At 73.2% G+C, this 20,955-nt stretch carries 20 protein-coding genes; 9 read left to right on the top strand and 11 right to left on the bottom strand.

Going from position 1 to position 20,955, the window contains the following annotated elements; translation table 11 throughout:
• The first annotated feature begins 236 nt into the window (after positions 1-236).
• Genes AB0I29_RS09220 through AB0I29_RS09200 form a run of 5 tightly spaced genes read left to right on the top strand, consistent with a single transcriptional unit; the run spans position 237 to position 6,567 of the window.
• Positions 237-2,048: a peptide ABC transporter substrate-binding protein gene (locus tag AB0I29_RS09220; protein ID WP_357480639.1), complete on the top strand. Its 1,812-nt coding sequence runs from the start codon at positions 237-239 to the stop codon at positions 2,046-2,048.
• Between the two features lies 1 nt (position 2,049).
• Positions 2,050-3,087 carry an ABC transporter permease gene (locus tag AB0I29_RS09215; RefSeq protein ID WP_357480636.1) on the top strand — a complete coding sequence of 346 codons (1,038 nt, stop codon included), beginning with the start codon at positions 2,050-2,052 and terminating at the stop codon, positions 3,085-3,087.
• Positions 3,084-3,920 carry an ABC transporter permease gene (locus AB0I29_RS09210; protein ID WP_357480633.1) on the top strand — a complete coding sequence of 279 codons (837 nt, stop codon included), beginning with the start codon at positions 3,084-3,086 and terminating at the stop codon, positions 3,918-3,920. Before AB0I29_RS09215 ends, AB0I29_RS09210 begins: the two co-directional genes overlap by 4 nt.
• The gene (locus tag AB0I29_RS09205; RefSeq protein ID WP_357480630.1) at positions 3,917-5,662 is read left to right on the top strand and encodes an ABC transporter ATP-binding protein; all 1,746 of its coding nucleotides are present in this window, start codon (positions 3,917-3,919) and stop codon (positions 5,660-5,662) included. Before AB0I29_RS09210 ends, AB0I29_RS09205 begins: the two co-directional genes overlap by 4 nt.
• Entirely contained in the window at positions 5,659-6,567 is a 909-nt protein-coding gene (locus tag AB0I29_RS09200) for an ROK family protein (protein ID WP_357480627.1), read from the top strand. The genes AB0I29_RS09205 and AB0I29_RS09200 overlap by 4 nt, the downstream gene beginning before the upstream one ends.
• A 79-nt stretch (positions 6,568-6,646) precedes the next feature.
• Here the strand turns inward: AB0I29_RS09200 and AB0I29_RS09195 are convergent, their stop codons facing one another.
• Positions 6,647-7,066 carry an Hsp20/alpha crystallin family protein gene (locus tag AB0I29_RS09195; protein ID WP_285102515.1) on the bottom strand — a complete coding sequence of 140 codons (420 nt, stop codon included), beginning with the start codon at positions 7,064-7,066 and terminating at the stop codon, positions 6,647-6,649.
• A 103-nt stretch (positions 7,067-7,169) separates the two neighbouring features.
• Positions 7,170-8,168: a S66 peptidase family protein gene (locus AB0I29_RS09190; RefSeq protein WP_357480624.1), complete on the bottom strand. Its 999-nt coding sequence runs from the start codon at positions 8,166-8,168 to the stop codon at positions 7,170-7,172.
• Positions 8,169-8,246: 78 nt separating this feature from the next.
• On the opposite strand from AB0I29_RS09190, the gene AB0I29_RS09185 reads away from it, so the two are divergent.
• Positions 8,247-8,600, top strand: coding sequence for a VOC family protein (locus AB0I29_RS09185; protein ID WP_285102517.1), 354 nt, complete (start codon positions 8,247-8,249; stop codon positions 8,598-8,600).
• A gap of 30 nt (positions 8,601-8,630) precedes the next feature.
• Here AB0I29_RS09185 and AB0I29_RS09180 read toward each other — a convergent pair whose 3' ends face one another.
• Positions 8,631-9,818: an XdhC/CoxI family protein gene (locus AB0I29_RS09180; RefSeq protein ID WP_357480621.1), complete on the bottom strand. Its 1,188-nt coding sequence runs from the start codon at positions 9,816-9,818 to the stop codon at positions 8,631-8,633.
• Positions 9,819-9,967: 149 nt separating this feature from the next.
• Between AB0I29_RS09180 and AB0I29_RS09175 the strand changes: the two genes are divergently transcribed.
• Positions 9,968-10,456 carry a dsRBD fold-containing protein gene (locus AB0I29_RS09175; RefSeq protein ID WP_357480618.1) on the top strand — a complete coding sequence of 163 codons (489 nt, stop codon included), beginning with the start codon at positions 9,968-9,970 and terminating at the stop codon, positions 10,454-10,456.
• A 7-nt stretch (positions 10,457-10,463) separates the two neighbouring features.
• On the opposite strand, the gene AB0I29_RS09170 is transcribed toward AB0I29_RS09175, so the two are convergent.
• On the bottom strand, positions 10,464-11,102 hold the full coding sequence (locus tag AB0I29_RS09170; protein WP_285102521.1) for a hypothetical protein: 639 nt from the start codon (positions 11,100-11,102) through the stop codon (positions 10,464-10,466).
• 78 nt (positions 11,103-11,180) lie between these two features.
• On the opposite strand from AB0I29_RS09170, the gene glp reads away from it, so the two are divergent.
• Together glp and AB0I29_RS09160 are read left to right on the top strand one after the other, a co-directional pair.
• Complete coding sequence (glp, locus tag AB0I29_RS09165; RefSeq protein WP_357480614.1) at positions 11,181-12,491, top strand: gephyrin-like molybdotransferase Glp; 1,311 nt, start codon at positions 11,181-11,183, stop codon at positions 12,489-12,491.
• A 40-nt stretch (positions 12,492-12,531) separates the two neighbouring features.
• Positions 12,532-12,966, top strand: coding sequence for a molybdenum cofactor biosynthesis protein MoaE (locus tag AB0I29_RS09160; RefSeq protein WP_285103139.1), 435 nt, complete (start codon positions 12,532-12,534; stop codon positions 12,964-12,966).
• Here AB0I29_RS09160 and AB0I29_RS09155 read toward each other — a convergent pair.
• From AB0I29_RS09155 to AB0I29_RS09125, 7 genes are all read right to left on the bottom strand, one after another.
• On the bottom strand, positions 12,932-14,377 hold the full coding sequence (locus tag AB0I29_RS09155) for a glycosyltransferase family 1 protein (protein ID WP_357480612.1): 1,446 nt from the start codon (positions 14,375-14,377) through the stop codon (positions 12,932-12,934). The genes AB0I29_RS09160 and AB0I29_RS09155 overlap by 35 nt on opposite strands.
• A gap of 76 nt (positions 14,378-14,453) precedes the next feature.
• The gene (locus AB0I29_RS09150; RefSeq protein ID WP_357480609.1) at positions 14,454-15,836 is read right to left on the bottom strand and encodes an ABC transporter substrate-binding protein; all 1,383 of its coding nucleotides are present in this window, start codon (positions 15,834-15,836) and stop codon (positions 14,454-14,456) included.
• Between the two features lie 76 nt (positions 15,837-15,912).
• Positions 15,913-16,767, bottom strand: coding sequence for a carbohydrate ABC transporter permease (locus tag AB0I29_RS09145; protein WP_357480606.1), 855 nt, complete (start codon positions 16,765-16,767; stop codon positions 15,913-15,915).
• Entirely contained in the window at positions 16,764-17,753 is a 990-nt protein-coding gene (locus tag AB0I29_RS09140; RefSeq protein WP_357480603.1) for a sugar ABC transporter permease, read from the bottom strand. The genes AB0I29_RS09145 and AB0I29_RS09140 overlap by 4 nt, the downstream gene beginning before the upstream one ends.
• A 149-nt stretch (positions 17,754-17,902) precedes the next feature.
• Positions 17,903-19,174, bottom strand: coding sequence for a DUF4143 domain-containing protein (locus AB0I29_RS09135; protein WP_357480600.1), 1,272 nt, complete (start codon positions 19,172-19,174; stop codon positions 17,903-17,905).
• A 102-nt stretch (positions 19,175-19,276) separates the two neighbouring features.
• The gene (moaA, locus tag AB0I29_RS09130) at positions 19,277-20,395 is read right to left on the bottom strand and encodes a GTP 3',8-cyclase MoaA (protein WP_357480597.1); all 1,119 of its coding nucleotides are present in this window, start codon (positions 20,393-20,395) and stop codon (positions 19,277-19,279) included.
• A 57-nt stretch (positions 20,396-20,452) separates the two neighbouring features.
• Positions 20,453-20,836, bottom strand: coding sequence for a universal stress protein (locus AB0I29_RS09125; RefSeq protein ID WP_285102533.1), 384 nt, complete (start codon positions 20,834-20,836; stop codon positions 20,453-20,455).
• Positions 20,837-20,955: the final 119 nt, after the last annotated feature.

Raw genomic sequence — 20,955 nt, 5'->3', positions numbered from 1 at the left:
GCCGAACTTTTTGCGAGATGTGGAACAAGTTCCGGGCACGAGTCTGCACCACGTTCGTGTCGATCCGGGCAGGCCCGCCTTTTTGCGGGGCCGAATTAACAGTCTTGTTACGGCTTTCGCATAGATCCGGGAAACTTGGTACGTCTACGGTGCTCCATTATTCGGCTGGCGAAACAAGTGCCTCCGGGTCGCACAGGCCCCCGGCGTCGTCAGCCCCGCAGACCAAGGAGACCCAGATGCGCACCACGCATGCCGGACGGGCCGCACGGCTGGCCGTCGGCGCGGCCGCCGCCGTCGCCCTCCTCGCCGGATGCTCGACGTCCTCCGGTGCGGACACGTCCGCCGCCCGAACCGACGTGAACTACGCCCTGCCCGCCAACGCGACCCCCAACTGGATCGTGCCGCTGGGCATCGCGGGCAAGCTCGCGACCCACAACTCCGCCATCATGCGCACCCTCTGGGAGCCGCTGGTGGCCTACGACGGCTCCGAGGGGGAGGTGGGGCGCGTGGCGAGCGCCGATCTCGCCGACGAGATCACCTTCTCCGACGACTCCCGCACCGTGACGATCACGCTCGACGAGGACCGCACCTGGAGCGACGGCGAGCCCGTCACCTCGGCGGACGTGAAGTTCTGGTTCGACCTCGTGAAAGCGAACACGGATGTCTGGGCCAGCTACTCCGAGGGCCGCATGCCCGACAACGTCACCGAGGTGGCCACGCCCGACGAGAAGACCGTCGAGCTGACGTTCGACAAGGTCTACAACCCGGAGTGGCTGCAGGCCTCCCAGCTGACGCTCGTGGTGCCGCTGCCGTCCCACGCCTGGGCCAAGACCGCCGACGACGAGGAGCCCGACCCCGCGCTCGCCGAGACGGAGGAGGGCGCCAGGGCGATCTTCGACTACCTCGTGACGCAGAGCGAGGACCTGGGCACCTACGAGTCCAACCCGCTGTGGCAGACCATCAACGGCCCGTACTCCCTGACCGGGTTCACGGACAGCGGCCAGGTCGAGCTCACGAGGAACGAGAAGTACGACGGCGACGACGCCGCCTCGATCACCACCGTCAACCTGCTGCCGTACACGTCGACCGACGCCGAGGTGAACGCGGTGCGGTCCGGCGCCGTGGACTACGGGTACATCCCCACGACCGGCCTGGACGCGCCCGAGCAGTACGAGTCGCTCGGCTACGCCGTCGAGCCGTGGGCGGGCTGGTCCATCACCTACCTGCCGTACAACTTCAACCACCCCGAGATGGGCCCGGTCTACCGCCAGCTCTACGTGCGCCAGGCCTTGCAGCACCTCGTGGACCAGGAGCAGATCTCCGACGTCATCTGGAAGGGTGCGGCGCTGCCCGGCTACGGCCCCGTGCCGCAGAACCCCGAGAGCGACTTCCTCTCCGAGGAGCAGAAGACCAACCCGTACCCGTTCGACCCCGAGGCAGCGGCCACGCTGCTGGCCGACCACGGCTGGACCGCCGGGTCCGACGGCGTGCTGGAGTGCACCAGCCCGGGTGACGGCGACGACGAGTGCGGCGCCGACATCGAGAAGGGCCAGCAGCTCGCGATCACCATCCTGACGCAGAGCGGCTCGGCCGAGACCGACAACATGTTCGCCGAGATCAAGTCCACGTTCGAGCAGTCCGGCGTGGGCGTGACCATCGAGAGCGCGCCGCTGAACACGGTGCTGTCCTCCATCGCCCCGTGCACCGCCGACCAGCCGGACTGCGACTGGGAGCTGCCGTTCTTCGGCACCGCGGGCAGCTGGTACTTCGGCGGCTACCCGAGCGGCGAGCGCGTGTTCGGCACGGGCGCGGCGTCCAACTTCGGCTCCTACTCGGACGACGAGCTCGACACCCTCATGCACGACTCCACCGAGAGCACCGATCCGTCGGTCATGCAGGAGTACTCGGCGTTCGGCGCCGAGAACCTGCCGGTCATGTGGCTGCCCAACCCCGTCTACCAGGTCTCCGTGATCAAGGACGGGCTGGAGGGCACCACGCAGGACCCGCTCGCCAGCTTCCACCCGCAGCGCTGGAGCTGGGCCGGCTGACATGACGACAGCCATCCCCGCCCGGAGCGGGGCCGTCGAAGCCGGTGCCGCCGCGCCCGCGCCCGTCAGGGCAGCGCGCGGCGGCTTCGGCCGCTTCCTGATCCGCCGCGTGCTCCAGGCGCTCGCCGTGATCCTCGTGGTCAGCGTCATCGTGTTCGCGCTGCTGCATGCGCTGCCCGGCGGCCCCGCCCGCGGTGTGCTCGGCCAGCAGGCCACCCCCGAGCAGATCGCCGCGTTCGAGGCCGCCAACGGCCTGGACCAGCCCGTGGTGCTCCAGTACCTCTCGTTCCTGGGGCGGTCGCTGACGGGCGACCTCGGCGAGTCGTACCTGCTCAACCAGTCGGTCTCCGACGCCATCGCGCTGCGGCTGCCCAAGACGCTGCTGCTGACCGGGCTCTCCCTGGTCGTCGCGGTGCTCGTCGCCGTGCCGGCCGGCATCTACCAGGCCGTGCGCCGCAACCGCGCCGTCGACTACTGGCTGTCCACGCTGGCGATCGTCGCCTACTCGACCCCCACGTTCTTTCTCGGGATGCTCCTGATCCTGCTGCTCAGCCAGAACGCCGGGCTGTTCCCCGCGGCGGCGCCGCAGGGCACGGGGATCGCCGAGGTGCTGGCCCAGCCGGCCGGGCTCGTGCTGCCCGTGCTCACGGGCGCGGTGCCGATCGTGGCGACGTTCAGCCGCTACATGCGCTCCTCCACCCTGGACAACCTCGGCGAGGACTACGTGCGCACCGCCCGGGCCAAGGGCACCACCTACCGGCGCGTCGTGCTCCGGCACGTGCTGCGCAACTCGCTCACGCCGGTCGTCGCGATGCTCGGCTACTACCTGCCCGTCATGTTCGGCGGCGCGCTCGTGGTGGAGCAGCTCTTCAACTACCCGGGCATGGGCCTGCTGTTCTGGAGCGCCGCGCAGAGCAGCGACTTCCCGGTGCTGCTCGGCTGCGTGCTGGTCATCTCGGTGGCCACCGTCGTGGGCTCGCTGCTGGCCGACCTGCTCCAGGCCCTCCTGGACCCGCGCACCCGAGGAGGTCTGCGATGACGGGGCTGCGCAGGTTCGCCCGCAACCGGCTCGCCGTGGTGGGCGCCGTGGCGCTCGCGGTGCTGGTGCTGTTCGTGCTCGTCGGCCCGCTGGTGTACCCCACCGAGCAGGTGGCGACCGACCTCGGCGCCGCCAACCTGCCGCCCGGCGTCGACGGGCACCCCCTGGGCACGGACGCCCTCGGCTACGACAACCTGGGCCGGCTGATGGTCGCCGGCCGGGTGTCGCTCCTGGTCGGCGTGCTGGCCGGGGCGCTGGCGACGGTGGTCGGCACCCTCTGGGGCGCGGTCGCCGGGTACGTGGGCGGCGTCGTGGACGCCGTCATGATGCGCGTGGTCGACGCCGGGATCGCGATCCCCGCGATCTTCCTGCTGCTGGTGCTCTCCACCATCGTGCGGCCGACGGTCGGCATGATGATCGTGGTGCTGGGCCTGGTGTCCTGGCTGGTCCCGGCCCGGCTCATCCGGGCGGAGGCGCTGTCCGTCCGCACGCGCGACTACGTGGTGGCGGCCCGCGCGATGGGCGCCACGCACCGCCGCACCGTGCTCACGCACGTCATCCCCAACACCGTGGGCACCGTGGTGGTGAACGCGACGTTCCAGGTGGCCGACGCCATCCTGCTCGTGGCCTACATCAGCTTTCTCGGGATGGGCGTCCAGCCGCCCACGACCGACTGGGGCGCCATGCTCAACGACGGCATCAACTACATCTACCAGGGCGCGTGGTGGCTCATCCTGCCGCCCGGCCTCGCGATCGTCATCGTGGTGTGCGCCCTGAACTTCGTGGGCGACGGGCTGCGGGACGTCGTCGACGTGAAGGGGAGGACCGCATGAGCGACGTCGTCCTGCGCATCGCGGACCTGAACGTCACCTTCGACACCGACTCGGGGGAGGTGCCGGCGGTGCGCGGCATCGACCTGGAGGTGCGGCGCGGCCGGGTGGTGGCGCTGGTGGGCGAGTCCGGCTCCGGCAAGAGCGTCACCTCGCTGTCCGTCCTGGGCCTCCTGCCCGCGACGGCCCGGGTGTCGGGTTCGGTCGAGCTGGCCGACGGCGAGGCCTTGCGCGACGTCGTCAGCACGCCCGAGGAACAGCTCGTGGACCTGCGCGGCCGCGTGGCGTCCATGGTGTTCCAGGAGCCGATGACGGCGCTCAACCCGACCATGACGCTCGGCGACCAGGTGGCCGAGGCCGTGCTGAACCACGAGCGCGTGCCGCGCGCCCTCGCCCGCGAGCGGGCCGTGGAGCTGCTGCGGTCGGTGGGCATCCCCGAGCCGGAGCGGCGGGCGGGGCAGTACCCGCACGAGCTGTCCGGCGGGCAGCGGCAGCGCGTGGTCATCGCCGTCGCGCTGGCCTGCGAGCCCCGCCTGATCGTCGCGGACGAGCCCACCACGGCGCTCGACGTGACGGTGCAGGCCGGGATCCTCGACCTGCTGCGCGAGCTGGTGGCGCAGCACGACACGGCGCTGCTGCTGGTCACGCACAACATGGGCGTGGTGGCCGACCTCGCCGACGAGGTGGCCGTGATGAGCGGCGGCCGGATCGTGGAGCACGGGCCGGTGGAACAGGTGCTGCTGGCGCCCGTGCACGAGTACACGCGGGCGCTGCTGGACGCGGTGCCGGCGGCGCCGCCGGCGAGCACGGTCTCCGTGGGCGCCGGCTCGGTCGGTGCTGGTTCTGTCGGCGCGGCTTCGGTCGGCGCGGCCGCGCCACCGGCCGAAGGCCCGGGCGACGACCGCGAGATCGTGCTCGACCTGCGCGGGGTCAGCCTCGACTACCGCGTGCAGGGCCGGCACGTGCGCGCCGTCGAGAACCTCGATCTGACCGTGCGCGCCGGCGAGATGCTGGGCCTGGTCGGCGAGTCCGGTTCGGGCAAGTCGACGGCGGGCCGGGCCTGCCTGGGCCTGCTCGCGCCGTCCGAGGGCGAGGTGCTCCTGCTCGGGACGTCGGTGGCGCGGGCGCGCGGCCGGGCACGCCGGCGCCTGCTGGCCGACGTCGGCGTGGTGTTCCAGGACCCGGGCGGGTCGCTCGACCCGCGCCGGCTGGTGGGCGAGTCGATCGCGGAGCCGCTGGCGATCCACGGTCGGGACGGGCGGCGGCTGTCCCCGGCCGAGAAGCGGGCGCGGGTGCGCGAGCTGCTCGACGCCGTCCGGCTGCCGGCGGGTGCGGAGCGGCGCTACCCCCACGAGTTCTCCGGCGGGCAGCGGCAGCGCATCGGGCTCGCCCGCGCGCTCGCCCTGCGCCCCCGCCTGCTGGTGGCCGACGAGCCGACGAGCGCGCTGGACGTGTCCGTGCAGGCCGAGGTGCTGCAGGTGCTGCGTGACCTGCACGCGGAGCTGGGGTTCGGCTGCCTGTTCATCAGCCACGACCTGGGCGTGGTGCACGAGCTGACCGACCGCGTGGCCGTGCTGCGCTCGGGCCGCCTCGTGGAGAGCGGCGCGACGGCGGAGGTGTTCAGCGCGCCCCGCGAGCTGTACACCGCCGAGCTGCTGGCCTCCGTGCCGACGCCGGACCCGGTGGCGCAGCGCGAGCGGCGCGCGGCGCGGCTGCGGCTCGCCGGCACGGGCGGGGACCTGTGACGGACGCGCCCACGGCGGGCGTCGACATCGGCGGCACCAAGATCCGTGCCGCCCTCGTCACGCCCGACGGCGAGGTGCTCGCCTCGGCGACCGCGCCGACGCCCTCGGGCGGCCGGGCCATGCTCGACGTCGCGGCGGAGCTGGTCGCGCGGGCGTCCGCGACGGCGGGGCGGAGTGCGGCCGGCATCGGGGTCGGGGCGGCGGGCGTGGTCGACCCGGAGAGCGGCGAGGTGCTCGCGGCGAGCGACTCCTTCGTCGACTGGGTGGGCACCAATCTGCGCTCGGGGCTCGCCGCCCGGACCGGGCTGCCGGTGACGGTCGCGAACGACGTCGACTCGTTCCTCGTGGGCGAGGCGACCTGGGGCACCGTCCGTGGCGTCCGGTCGGCGGCGGGCATCGCGCTCGGGACCGGCGTCGGGGGAGCGCTGTGGCTGGACGGTGCGCTGTACCGCGGTGCGGGCGCGGCCGGGGAGATCGGGCACATGCCCGGCTTCGGCGACGCGCGGTGCACCTGCGGGCAGCGGGGGCACCTGGAGACGCTCGCGTCCGGACGGTCGGTGGAGCGGCGGTACGCGGAGGCGGTCGGGCCGGACGGCGGCGGACCGGACGTCGTCGGCGCCGCGGAGATCGAGGCCCGCGCGCGGGCCGGGGACGAGGCGGCGCTCCGGGTGCTCACGGACGCGGGCCGGGCGGTCGGGTCGGCCGTGCTGGTGCTGGCGGCCCTGCTCGACGTCGGCCACGTGGTGGTGGGCGGGGGGCTGGCCCACGCTTGGGACCTGCTGGAACCCGCGATCCGGGCCCGGCTGGCCGACGAGCCGCCGGTCTCGGGGCACACGGTCGAGGTGCGCCGGGCGGTCCTGGGCGGCGATGCGACGGTCGTGGGCGCGGCGGCGCTGGCCCGCTGAGGGTCTGCCCCGGCGCCAACGACGACGGCGCCCGGCCGCGGTGTGCGGTCGGGCGCCGTCGGGTGGCTGCCTGAGGGGATCAGGCGGCGGTGGTGACCTCGATGCGCTGCGGCGTGGTGCCGGCGAAGACGCCCGGCACGGTGACCGTCAGCACGCCCGCGTCGTAGGACGCGCGGACGACGTCGCCGTCCACGGCCTTGGGCAGCGTGACGACGCGGCGGAAGGAGCCGAAGCGGACCTCCGAGATGCGGCGGCCCTCGGACTCCTCCGAGCGCTGGTCCTTGCGCTCGCCGCGCACGACGAGCTTGCGTCCCTCGACCTCGACGGTGATGTCGTCGGCCGGGTTCACGCCCGGCAGGTCGAGGCGGGCGACGAGGTCCTCGCCCTCACGGTAGACGTCGGCCGCGGGCACGACGCCCTCGGAGACGCCGAGCTGCTGGCTCCACGGCTCGCGGAGCCAGGTGCTGGCGAACGGGGAGCGGGTAAGAACGGTGGTCATGATGTCCTCCTCCGGACGGGTCTGATGACGGGTACAACCTGAGTCGACCCGACTCAATTTCCGGGTTCGCCGACGGCGGACGTGGCCCCTCCCGCACCCCGTGTCAGTGGCGGGTGATCGTCAGGCTCGCGTCGTCCGGGCCGACGGCGACCTCCGCCGTGCCGCCGACTGGGATCGTGAGCAGCGGGCTGGTGTGCCCGAAGTCCACGCCGGCCAGCACCGGCTTGCCGGCCAGTGCGGGCTGGCGCGCGACGATCTCGTCGAGCGCCGCCCGCGTCATGCCCGTGGCGGCCTGGAACCGGCCGACCACCAGCCCGGTCACGCCCCCGGCGTCGGGCAGCTGGAGCAGGGAGGTGAGGTTGCGCGCGAAGGCGACCGTGTTCGACTCGAAGTCGTCCTCCAGGAAGAGCAGCGCCCCCTCCAGCGACGGCATGTTCGCGGTGCCCTGGAGCAGGTTGAGGGTGCAGAGGTTGCCGCCCACGACCCGGCCGGAGGCCTGCCCTGGGCGCAGCCGCCACCAGCCCTCGTTGGCCACGGGGGTGCGGGCGTCCTGGTCGGCGAACCACAGGTCGTCGGTCCAGGCGCGGGAGGGTTCGACGGCGATCGGGGCGTCGTCGGTCACCGCGGCGCGGAACCAGTCGCCGGTGGGCTCGAAGTGGTCGCGCATGCCCCAGCTCGACCAGTGCGGGCCGGAGTAGGTGACCAGGCCCGTGCGGGCGAGGATCGCGTTCTGGAGCGCGGTGATGTCCGAGTAGCCGCAGAACACCTTGGGGTGCGCGGCGATCAGGTCGAAGTCCAGGTAGGGGAGCAGCTCGTTGCTGTTGAACCCGCCGATGACCGTGAGGATGCCCGCGACGGCCGGGTCGGCGAACGCGGCGTGCAGGTCGGCCACCCGGTGCTCGATCGAGGAGCTGCGGAACTGGTCGTCCTCGTCGACGTGCTCGCCGAACGTCAGCGTGAGTCCCATCGCGGCGAACCGCTCGTCGATCCAGCGGGTGTTGTCGTGCTCCATGATCATGGCCCGCGACCTGGCGGGGGCGATGACGCGGACGGTGTCGCCGGAGCGGAGCCGGGGCGGGACGATGGTTGCGTGCGCTGACATGCCCGCAGCCTAGGACGGCGCCGCCGTCGTCGGCCCCTGTTTTCCCGAGAACGGATTTCCTGCGAACTGGAGGACACCGTGCGCGCCACACGCATCATGCCCAACCTTCGGGTGGCCGACCTCGAGGCGGCGAAGGGCTTCTACACCGGCTACCTGGGGCTGAGCACCGAGGAGTTCGACCTGGGCTGGGTGGCCCGGTGCACCTCGCCCGAGACGGGGGCGATCGTCCAGCTCGTCACCCGCGACGCGACCTCGCCCGAGGACGCGGTCGTCTCGGTCCACACGCCCGACGTCGACGGCGCGTACGACGAGGCCAGGCAGCTCGGCTACGAGATCGTGCACCCGCTGACCACGGAGTCGTGGGGCGTGCGCCGGTTCCTCGTCCGGGCACCGGACGGCAACGTGATCAACGTGGTGCACCACCCGGACTGAGACGACACCGGGCGCGGGAATCCCTCGGCCTCAGCCGTGGATCGGGCCGTCCGTCTCGCTCAGGGGACGGGCCGTGGCACCCGAGCGGGCCGCGATCAGCTCGGCGACGATCGACACGGCGGTCTCGTCCGGCGTGCGCGCGCCCAGGTCCAGCCCGATCGGGCTGTGCAGCCGGTTCAGCGCGGCGGGCGGCACGCCGTCCTCGACCAGGCGGGCCTCGCGCTCGGCGTGCGCGCGGCGGGAGCCCATGGCGCCCACGTACGTGCCGGCGGGCAGGTCGGTGAGCGCCGTGTGCAGCAGGGGCACGTCGAACTTGGCGTCATGGGTCAGCACGCAGACGGCGTCGCGCGCGGAGACGCGGCCCGCCGCGATCTCGGCGGCCAGGTACCGGTGCGGCCACTCGGTCACCACCTCGTCGGCCTCCGGGAAGCGGGCCGGCGTGGCGAACACGGGGCGGGCATCGCACACCGTGACGCGGTAGCCCAGCAGCCGGCCGGCCCGCGCCAGGGCCGCCGCGAAGTCGATGGCGCCGAACACCAGGAGCCGCGGCGGCGGCGCGAACACCTGCAGGAACACCCGCGTCCTCGATCCGGTGCGCTCGCCGTGCGGCCCGTACTCGCGCAGGGCGGAGGCACCGGCGGCGACCTGCCCGACGGCGTCCGAGGTCACCGCCGCGTCCAGGCCCGCGTCCCCGAGGGTCCCCTCCGGGCCGTCGGCGCCCGCCCCGGGGACGACCAGGTGCCGGCCGAGCGCGCCGCCGTCGCCACGACGGTCGCCGGCACCGGCGCCGCCGTCGTCCGCCCCGACGACCGTGGCGAGGCACACGCCCGACGGCGCCGCGCCGCCGTCGGGCGACGAGGCGCCCAGCACCTGGCCGGCGAAGGACCCGAAGCCCGGCCAGGCCGCCCGCGACAGGGGAGCGACGAAGACCTCGATGGTCCCGCCGCAGGTCAGGCCCACGTCGAACGCGTCGTCGTCGGAGACGCCGTAGCGGGCCGCCGCGGGGCGGCCGGTCTCGGCGACCTCCAGGCCGAGGTCGTACACGGCCCCCTCGACGCACCCGCCGGACACCGAGCCGATCACCTCGCCGCCCGGGCCCACGGCCATGGCGGCCCCCGGCTCGCGGGGCGCGGACCGGAACGTGCGCACCACCGTGGCCACGGCCGCGCGCTCGTCGGCACGCCACCAGCCCAGCAGCTGCGGCAGCAGATCCCGCACCCCGGCTCCCTCCTCCGCGCGAACCCGTCCTGCTGCCAGGTTCTCACTTCCGTGTCACGCGCCGAGGTCGTCCAGGTAACCGGTACGTCTGTCACGTCGCGAGGTTCGGGGCGATGATGGGGAGATCGCAACGACGCGGGGAGGACCCCATGAAAGCAGCAGTGGGCGACCGGATCGTCACGGCTTCCGGAGTGGTCGGCGGCGCGGTGCGGGACGGCGTGGTGACCGAGTGCCCCCATGGCGACGGCTCGCCGCCCTACCGGGTGCGCTGGTCCGACACGGGCGAGGAGACCCTCGTCTACCCGGGCGGGGACACGTACGTGGACGCGCAGGTGGAGGCCGGCTCGCGCGACTGGGCGGAGGCCCGGCGCGGACGCGCGCTCACCTGGGACGTGCGGATCACCGTGGTCGAGGCGGCGGGCAGCACGACGGCGGAGGCCACCGTGATGAACGGCCCGCCCGACGCCCTGCGCGCCGTCGGGCACGCCAGGAAGTCACCCGACGACGACGAGGTGCCGCTGATCGGCGACGAGATAGCCGCCGGCCGGGCGCTGCGCCGGCTCGCGGACCGCCTGCTCGCGGTGGCCGAGGCGGACGTCTCCGCTGCGGTCGGGCACAAGGCGCACCTGCACCGCTGAGGCGGCGCTACGCCAGGATCCCCGACGCGTCGAGCGCCGCGCGCACCTCGGGGTCGAGCCACGGTTCGACGCCCGCCCAGGTGGTGCGCCACGAGACGCCGGTGATCCGGGTGCCGTCGGGGAACGTCTCGATGTAGTCGGCCTGCAGCACCCCGTGCTCGTCGCACCAGAAGGCGTTCGCGGGACTGCCGTCCAGGAGCTGGTCGATGCGCATCGCGGAGACCGAGACGCCGTCGGGCAGCACCAGGGGCTGGGTGTCGGTGCGGACCAGCAGCGCGTGCCGGGTGCGCGCGGGGTCCGTGTCGTCGAGCTGGGTGTACTCGACCCAGGAGCCGACGGCCGCGAGCTCCAGCACCAGCAGGTACCGGGCGAACGAGGGCACGCCGTCGCCCACGCCCGGCGGCAGGTCGGCGCGCTCGAACGCGACGTCCACGCCGCCCGGCTCGCGCTGGTGCGACCAGCGCACCCAGCGCCGCACGTCGCCCTCGTACTCGACACGGTGGCGGGCCCGCAGCACGACGTCGGGCATCGGGCGCATCGCCAGCACCGACTCGAGTACCAGCAGGCCGTCGGCGGTCTCGGACTCCCGGCGCACCAGGGCGCCGTCCGGGGTGGTCCCGTTGTTGCTCAGCGCCTGGATGTACATGGTCGATCCTCCCGTGCGGCGAGGCTCCCGCGCCAGGTTAACCGCCGCCCGGCACGCCGCGCCGGGTAGGTTGCGGACATGAGCGAGCGCGTGGACGTGGAACAGCACCGGGCCGACGTCGCGGAGCTTCTCGCGGGGTTCGTCGAGCGGCCCGGCGAGCAGTCCGCCGAGCGGCCCGGCGGTCGCCCCGTCGAGGAAGTCCCCCTCGACGGGGACGTGCTCGGCCGGGTGCTGGCGCGCGACGTCGTGGCCCCCGAGCCGCTGCCGCGGTTCCGCAACTCGCAGATGGACGGCTTCGCGGTCCGCGCCGCCGACGTCGCCGCGGCCGCCCCCGACGCGCCGGTCACGCTGCCCGTGGCGGGCGACGTCGCCGCCGCGCCGGGCGACCCGGCGCCCCTGGCGCCCGGCACGGCGGTCCGGATCATGACCGGCGCCCCCGTCCCGGCCGGAGCGGACGCCGTGGTCCCCGTCGAGGACACCGACCAGGGGACCTTCAACGGGTCCGGGGCGGCCACGGCGACCCGGGTCGCGGTGGCCCGCGGGCGAGCGGCGGGCGAGTTCGTCCGGGAGCCCGGGTCCGACGTCGCCGCCGGCACCGTCGTGCTGCCCGCCGGCACGGTGCTCGCACCCCACCACGTGGCCGCCGCCGCGGCGTGCGGCGTGGCCCGCCTCGCGCTCGTCGCCCCGGTCTCGGTCGCGGTCGTCTCCACGGGCAGCGAGCTCGTCGGGCCGGACCGCGAGCCCGGCCCCGGTCAGATCTTCGACGCCAACGGCCCGGCGCTCGCGGCCGCGGTCCGGGCGGCCGGCGGGCGCGTGGGCCTGCGCCTGGCCCTGCCCGACGACCCGGCGGCCGTACGCGCCGGGCTGGAGCGCGCGGCGGCGCTCTGCGACCTGGTGCTCACCACGGGCGGCGTGAGCCAGGGCGCCTACGAGGTGGTCAAGGACGCCCTGCCGGAGGTCACCTTCCGTTCCGTGGCCATGCAGCCCGGTGGCCCCCAGGGCCTCGGCCGGGTGGGCGGCACGCCGCTGCTCGCCTTCCCCGGCAACCCGGTCAGCGCCCAGGTCTCGTTCGTCGTGTTCCTCCGGGAGATCCTGCGGGCGGCCGCGGGCCTGCCGCCGGTGGACCGCGTGCCGGCGGTGCTCGACGACGCGGTGGTCTCGCCCGCCGGCCGGCGGCAGCTCCTGCGCGGCCGCTGGGTGCGGGCGGCCGGGCCGGGCGCGTCGGCGGGTACGGGCGGCTCGGCGGGCGCGGTGCCGCACGTCGCCGTCGTCGGCGGGCCCGGTTCGCACCTCGTGGCGTCGATGGCCGCCGCGGACGTGCTGATCGACGTGCCCGCGGCCGCGACTACGCTCGAACCGGGTGCCGAGGTGGTCGTGTGGCCGCTGTGACGCCGCACCCGACGGAGAGGGACCGGTGAGGGAGCACGTGATGGACGACGCGGTGCCGGCAGAGGTCGTGCGCGTGACGCAGGAGGTCCTGGACGACGCCGTCGGGCGGGCGGTCGAGGCCGCCGTGGCCGCGCCGGAGTGCGGCGCCGTGGTCACGTTCCGCGGCGTCGTGCGGGACGACGACGGGGGCCGCGACGTGGTCAGCCTCGACTACGAGGCACACCCCGACGCAACCGCCGTCTTACAAAAAGTGTGCCAGGCGGTGGCCGCCGAGACGGGCCTCCGTGTCGCCGCGACGCACCGCTACGGGCACCTCGTGGTGGGGGACGTCGCGCTCGTCGCGTCGGCGTCGGCCGGGCACCGCAAGGAGGCCTTCGAGGCGTGCTCCCTGCTGGTGGAGCGCATCAAGGCCGAGGTGCCGATCTGGAAGAAGCAGCAGTTCACGGACGGCGAGTCCGAGTGGGTCGGTCTGTAACGATCCGCCGGACCCGTGTGACCGCCCGGCCGACCGTGCGGGGGATGCTGGCGGGCAGCAGCTCGGGGAGCCGGGCGACGCGGCCGGGCAGCGTCAGGCTCGGCCGCGACAGGCCGGGCCGCGACGGACCGGGCCGCGACCGGCCGGGCAGGTTGAGGCTCGGCAGGTTCAGGCTGGACAGCGACGGCAGGCTCGGCAGGTTGAGCGTCGGCCGGGTCAGGTGCGGCAGCGTCAGGCTGGGCACGGTCAGGCTCGGCATGTTCAGCCCGGTCAGGCCGAGGCCCGGCAGCCGCTGGATCCCGCGCACCCAGATGCGCTCGCGCACCGGCGGGGGCGGCACGTCGAGCCGGTCGTAGAACGCCTCGGCGCAGGCCCGCCAGGAGAACAGCTCCGCGTACCGGCGGGTCTCCTCGCGGGAGCACGCCAGCGCGGCGAGGCAGGCCGCGCGCAGGTCGTCGTCGACGGCGCCCGCGCCGGAGCCGGGGATGAGGTCGCGGGGACCCGGCGCGTCGAAGCCGGCCACGGGCGTGCCCGAGGCCATGGCCTCCAGGATGACCAGGCCGAACGTGTCGGTGCGGCTCGGGAAGACGAGCACGTCGGCGTCGGCGAAGTGCTGGGCCAGGTCGTCGCCCGAGAGGCGGCCCCGGAAGTGGGCGCCGGGGTAGGCGGCCTCCAGGTCGGCGCGGGCCGGGCCGTCGCCCACGACCACCTTGGAGCCCGGCAGGTCCAGGTCGAGGAACGCCTCGACGTTCTTCTCCACGGCCAGCCGCCCCACGTACAGGAAGACGGGCCCGGGCAGGTCCCGGTAGACACCGGTCCCGGTGCCCCCGGTCGTGGCGGCTCCGGCCCCGGCCCCGGTGGCGGCCCGCCGGCGGGGGTGGAACTGCTCCGTGTCCACGCCGAGGCTCCACGGCGTCACGTTCCGGATCCGCCACTGGGTGAGCTGCTCGCGCATGGTCGGCGTCGCCACCAGCACGGCGCCGGACTTGTCGTGGAACTTGCGCACGTAGCGGTAGCCCGCCCACAGCGGGATCCACGACCAGCGCGCGCTCACGTACTCCGGGAACTGGGTGTGGTAGCTGGAGGTGAACGGGAAGCCGAAGTGGTCGCAGACGGCGCGCGCGTACCAGCCGAGCGGGCCCTCGGTCGCGATGTGCACGGCGTCGGGCGCGAACTCCAGGAAGCGCCGCTCCACGTCGTCGCGCGCCATGATCGGCACCCGGATCTCGGAGTAGGTGATCAGGGGGATCGTCCGGTAGCCGTCCCACGGCGTGACCACCTCGACCGCGCAGCCCATCCGGCGCAGCTCGGCCACGGTGCGCGAGAGCGCCGTGGCGACACCGTTCACCTGCGGTTCCCAGGCGTCGGTGACGATCATGATCCGCTGCGGCCGCTCGGTCGCTGTCAGCACGGCGCGATTCAACCACGTTCCGGGTGACGCGCCGACCACCGGGCCGCTCGGCGGCCCGGTGGTCGGCGCGGTCACGTCAGTCCTGGGCGTCGAGGTAGGGCTCGACGTTCTCGGTGTACGCCGTCTCGATGCGCGGCGTGACGGCCTCGAACGCCGTGGCCGGGTCGGCGCCCTCGATGATGATCTGCTCGAGCGCGTCGTTGAGCAGGGCGTCGGCGCCGGGCACGAAGACGCGGACGTCGTCCTGCGTGCGGGCCTTGTCGGCGAGCTGGTCCACCGCGGTGCGGAACTGCGGAGTCTCCTCGTAGGTGGCCTTCATCGTGTCGCTCTCCACGGCGGAGGTGCGCACGGGCATGTAGCCGGTGCTCTGCGAGAAGGTGGCGGTGTTCTCGGTGTTCGTGAGGAACTCCAGGAACATCGCGGCCGCGAGCTGCTCCTCGGGCGTCTTGGACGACGGGATGGCCAGGCCGGTGCCGCCGGTCGGGGTGCCGCCGCCCTGCGGGCCGTCGGGCAGGTAGGCCGTGCCCACCTCGAACTTCGCCGCGTCGAGCGCGCCCTTGAGCGAGCCCGTCGAGCCGATCGTGGAGGCGATGAGGCCGGACGAGAAGTCGGCCATCGCGTCGTCGGCGGACAGCGTGGCGACGCCGGACTCGTGGAAGAGGTCGTGCACGAACTGGCCGCCCGCGACGGCCTCGGGGGTGTCGAGGGTGAGCTCGAAGCCGTCGGAGTACGCCCCGCCCTGGCCCCAGATCATGTTCTCGAACCACCAGGCGCCCCACGACGGCCCGGTCGACAGGCCGAACGTCGAGCCCTTCTCGGGCACCTCCTTCTTCAGGGAGGCGTCCCACTCCTCGAGCTCGGCCCAGGTCTCCGGGCCGCGGTCGGGCAGGCCGGCTGCCTCCCAGAGGTCCTCGTTGTAGTAGAACAGCGGCGTCGAGCGGGCGTACGGCACGGCCCAGTGCCGGCCGTCGTACTCGTAGTCGGAGTAGAGCGCGGGCTGGAAGTCGGCGGCGTCGGCGTCCAGGAACTCCATGACGCCGTCGACCGGCATGATCTGGTCGTTCAGGTGGTAGCGGAACCACCACACGTCCGAGGCGATGACCAGGTCCGGCAGGTCGTCCGTCTGCGAGGCGGCCTGGAACCGCTGCGCGACCTCGTCGTAGTCGGCGCCGGCGGTGACCAGCTTGACGCTGATGCCGGTCTCGGCCTTGAAGTCGTCGATGAGCTGCTGCTCGACCTCCTGGGACGCGCCCGGGTGGTTGCTCCACCAGGTGATCTCCTGGGCGGGCTCGACCTGCGACCAGTCGACGGCCTCGGCCGTCGCCTCGTCGGAGCCGCCGGTAGCGCCGACGCTCGGGCCGGCGCACCCGGCGGCGGTCAGGGCGGTGAGCGCGGCGAGCGCGGTGACGACGGCGGCGCGGGGGCGCCGGGCGGCCCTGCGGGCAGGACTGTGGGACACGGGGGTGCTCCTTGGGTTTCGTTCCGGGACGGCGCACCCGGTTCCGGGCGCTGGGGGAGGGGAAGGAGAGGGCGGCTCAGCCGGTGACGGCGCCCGCGGTGAGGCCGGCGACGAGCCGGCGCTGCAGGACGAGGAAGACCAGCAGGATGGGGAGGGTCACGACGACGGTGGCGGCGAGCAGCACGCCCCAGTTCGTCATGCCGTCGGTGTTCTGCAGCAGGGTGAGCCCCACGGGCAGCGTCATCGTCGAGGGGTCGTCGACCACGAGGAACGGCCACAGGTAGTCGTTCCACTCGGTCACGACGGAGACCAGGGCGACGGCGGCGAGGGTCGGCGTGCTCATCGGCACCACGAACCGCCACAGCTTGAGCCAGTGCCCCGCCCCGTCGAGCTCGGCCGCCTCCAGGACGGACCGCGGCAGCGTGAGGAAGTGCTGGCGGAAGAGGAAGGTGCCGAACGCGCTGGCCAGGCCCGGCACGAGGATGCCCTGGTAGGTGTTGAGCCAGCCGAGGCTCGCCACCAGGGTGTAGTTGGGGATGATCGTGATCTGCGGCGGGATCATCAGCGTCGCGATGACCAGCCCGAACACGACCTTGCGGAACGGGAAGTCCAGGAAGACGAGCGCGTACGCGCAGCACAGGCCGAGCGCCACCTTGAGGCCCGCGCCGACGATCGTCAGGCCGATGCTGTTGGCCAGCAGCCGGCCGAGCGGGATGGCACCCGCGGCCTGCGCGTAGTTGTCGAGGTCCGGCTGGGCCGGGAGCCACTGCAGCGGGAGCTGGTAGAGCTCGTCGGGGGCCTTGAGGCTGGCGAGCGCCATCCACAGCAGCGGCGCGCCGAGCACGACGGTCGCGAGGATCATCGTGAGGTACCCGCCGACCTGGGGCGAGCGCCGTCGTCGGGCGGACTGCTGGAGCGTGGCGGCGGTCATGCGTAGTGCACCTTCTGCTGGACGAACCGCAGCTGCACGGCCGTGACGGCGAGCAGCACGAGGAACAGGACGGTGGCGACGGCGGACGCGTACCCGGCCCGGCCGTTGACGAAGCTCTCGACGTAGATCGAGTACATGAGCGTGGTGGTGGACCCGAGGGGGCCGCCCTGCGTCATGGCCTTGATGGTGTCGAAGGACTGCAGGGAGCTGAGCAGCATCGTCACGAGCAGGAAGAACGTCGTCGGCGTGAGCAGCGGCAGCACGACCGAGCGCAGGGTGCGGGCGGCGGACGCGCCGTCGATGGCGGCGGCGTCCTTGAGGTCCTGCGGCACGGCCTGCAGGCCCGCCAGGTAGATGAGGGCGACGTACCCGAGGTTCTTCCACAGGTAGACGACGATGACCATCACCAGCGGCCACGGGCGGCTCGTGTACCACTCGGGGGAGGCGATGCCCACCCAGCCGAGCACCTCCTGGATCAGGCCGTAGCGCGGGTCGAACATGAACAGCCAGAGGATGCCGACGGCGAAGCCGCCCAGCACGTACGGCGCGAACGCGACGGTGCGGGCGACACCGCGGCCGCGCAGCCTGCGGTTGAGCAGCAGGGCCAGGCCGAGGCCCAGGACCATGGCGCCGCCGACGGTCGCGACGGTGAAGACGAGGGTGGTGGTGACGACCCGCCCGGTGGTGGGCGCGGTGAACCACTCGACGTAGTTGCCGAGGCCCACGAACCGCGCGGTGGGCGAGCCGAGGTTCCACTGCAGGGTCGAGAGGTAGAGGCTCTCGACCAGCGGCCGGTACACGAAGACGAGCAGGAGGGCGATGTTGGGGCCGGCCAGCAGCAGCGCCCAGAGCAGGGCGGTGCGCCGGCGGCCGGCCGCGAGGCGGCTGCGGCGCGGGCGCTGCGGTGCTGTGCGCTCCGGGGCCGCGGAACCGGCCGGCGGGGCGCCGGGGTCCTCGGGCGCCCGTGGCGTCGCGATGGTGGTCACGTGCCGTGAGCCTAGGAACCCGTCTGGGCGTTATGCGGCTTTTTGCCGCCCGCGGTGGGGAGGCTTCCGGCAACGTACACGCAGCCGTTCCCCGGGGGTCACCTGGGACGGCTGGAGGTCATGCGGGCGACATGTCGCGCCGGTTCGGCTCAGGGGCCGAGCAGCGCGAGTGGGACAACCGCGACGCCGTCAGGCCGTCGGTAAGCGAACTCGCCCGTCGTGACGACAACTCGATCGGCCATTCGGTCGCCGATCTGGTCGTGAAGCCAGTTGAGATGGCGCACGTCTTTGTCGGTGACCGTCGCAGCGAGCTTGACCTCGACAGCGACGACCTTCCTGTCCTCGCCTTCGACGATCAGGTCCACCTCGTGGTCGGTGTTCTTGGTGCGGAGGTGGCCGACCTCGGCGTCGAGAGCTCCTGCGTAGACGCGCACGCTTTGCGCAGTGAGCGACTCGAAGAGCGCCCCGAGCCAGGTCCCGGTCTGTGCCGAGACGCGGGTGCCCTCGCCGCGGAGCAGACCAGACTTTCCAACACCAACGAGGCGAGCGGCGATCGCGGGGTCGACGAGGTGGTGCTTGGGAGCCTGCGTGAGCCGCTTGAGAGTGTTGAACGTGGGTATCCAGGCAGGGATCGGGTCGAGGATGAAGATGCGCTGGAGATGCTCGCGGTAGGAGTCGGCAGTCACTCGGCTCGGCTTGTCGTCGTCACCAGCCGTCGCGGCGTCAAGGATCGTGGTGTAGGAGGCATCGGTAGCTGTCGCGGCGCCATAGGCGGCAAGCCAGGCTCTGAGCGCATTCGGCCGCCGTACGGTGACTCCGTTCTCGGGAAGCTCTCGTTCTGCGATTCGTGCCACATAGCTGTCCAACTGGACCCGCCGGGCGCGCTCGGGCAGGCCCCGAATGCCAGGGAATCCCGACCGAAGGATCTCATCGGCATATGTCTGCAGGTCAATGCTGGTGCGACCGCTGATCGTCGGGTGTTCGCCGCGGAGCAGCGCCCCAAGCGAGACCGTTGGGTCCTCGAGGCCTCGTTCCGCGAAGGCGAGGGGGCGCATCGGGAAGCTGACGATTCGCCCGGCCCCCGAGTGAATGCGCACTCCGGACGGCACGCTCGCTGACCCGGCCAGAAGGAACTGTCCACCCTTGCTGTTGTCGTCGACGGCTCGGCGCACGCGGTCCCAGACAGACGGTTCCAGCTGCCATTCATCGATCAGCACGGGCGGTGGCGCCTGGACTACATAGTCGGGGTTGCCTGCGAGCACCTCACGCTGGCGAGGCTCGTTGAGCGTGAGGACCGTTGCGGCTCGCTGGCTGGCAGTGGCCGTCTTTCCCACACCCTTGGCGCCCTCCAGGGCAACTGCCGCCAGGTGGGGGAAGAGGTCGTCGAGAACATCGTCAACAATCCGGCGCTGGTATGCCATGTGCCCAACCTAGCAGTTGGACGGTGCTCTATTAGGCATTTCGACGAGATTCTACTATGCAGATGGACGGCCTTCTACCGGTCATCTCGACGAAGCGACATGTCAGCCGCCGATGGCGCCCATGCTGCGCTCGGTCTCGGCGAAGGCGTCGGCGGCCAGCTCGACGGCGTCGCTGCCGTGGGCGCGGGGCTTGGCCCACATCGCGGCCCGCCACGCGTCGCCCACCTCGTCGTCGGTGGCGCCGTCGCGGAGCAGGGCCTTGAGGTCCGTCTCCTCGTTGCCGAACAGGCACGAGCGCACCGTGCCCTCGGCGGTCAGTCGGGTGCGGTCGCAGGCCCCGCAGAACGAGCGGGTCACGGACGCGATGATCCCCACGGTGGCGGGGCCGTCGTCGACCAGCCACTCCTCGGCCGGGGCGGACGGGTCCTCGCGGCCGGCGGGGGTCAGGGTGAACCGCTCCTCCAGCACCCCCAGCAGGTCGGCCGCGCTCACCACGTCGTCGCGGGTCCAGCGCCCGTCGGCGTCGAGCGGCATCTCCTCGATGAAGCGCAGGTTGCAGCCGTGCGCCACGGACCAGGCGAGCAGGTCGGCGGCGCCCTCCAGCGTCTCGGGCAGCAGCACCGCGTTGATCTTGACGGGCGACAGCCCGGCGGCCAGCGCCGCCCGGATCCCCGTGAGCACGTCGTCGAGGCGGTCGCGCCGGGTCAGGGTCGCGAACGCCTCGCGGTCCACCGTGTCCAGCGAGACGTTGACGCGGTCCAGCCCGGCCGCGACCAGGGCGCCGACGCGCTTGTCCAGCCCGAGCGCGTTCGACGTCATGGCGATGCGGACGCGCTCCTGCGATCCCAGGGCGCGCATCGCGTCGTCGGCCGCCGTGCGGGCCGCGCCGATGATCTGCTCCAGGTCGCGCCGCATGAGCGGCTCGCCGCCGGTGAACCGGATGTCACGGATGCCGAGGTCGCGCACGCCGACGCCGACGAGCCGGCCGATCTCGTCCGGTGTCATCAGCTCGTCGCGCGGCACCAGGGGCAGGCCCTCGGCCGGCATGCAGTACGTGCAGCGCAGGGAGCAGGCCGTCGTGATCGACACCCGCAGGTCGCGCGCGACCCGCCCGTACCGGTCGACCAGCAGCGGCGTCTCCGGGCGCGGCCGGCCCGCCGGCGTGGCCGCGCGCCGGGGCACGCCTCGCACCGACGGGATACCGAGAGTCACAGCGGTCATCCCACGAGAGTAGTCCGCGAGGTCGAGCTCGGGCGTCGCCTGTCTGACGCCTGGGCCTCAGGCGTAGCTGGCCTTGACCACCAGCACCGGCGCCGGGGAGTCGAGCAGCACCTGCTGGGTCGTCGCGCCGACCAGGAACGTGCCCACCGTGGAGTGCTTGCGCGAGCCGATGACCACGAGCTCCGCGGCGACGGCCTCGGCCCGGTCGACGATCGCGTCGGCCACCTCGGCCTGCTCGGCGCGGAACGTGACGGGCGCGACGGTGACCGTGCCAGGGACGGTGTCGAGCAGGTGCGCGAGCGACGCGGGGACCTTGGTGTCCGCCTGCGGCGTGAGCACGAGGACGGCCAGCTCCTGCCGGCGTCGTACCGCCTCGGCGACGGCGGCGCGCATGGCCGCCTCACCCTGGGGCGACTCGTTGTATGCCACGAGGACGGTCATCGGTCCTAGCACCTCCGGACAGGTTCGCCGGGTAGTCACCCTGCGGTGAAACTCTCTCACATGTCCGGTCCACCGGCAGGTGCCGGACAACGCGTGGAACATCCGTGGGAGATCCTGGG

It is taken from the genome of Promicromonospora sp. NPDC050262 (assembly GCF_040655935.1).
Lineage (GTDB): Bacteria > Actinomycetota > Actinomycetes > Actinomycetales > Cellulomonadaceae > Promicromonospora.
Note: the sequence above shows the minus strand (reverse complement) of the source record. Positions and strands in the feature narration are given on the sequence as shown.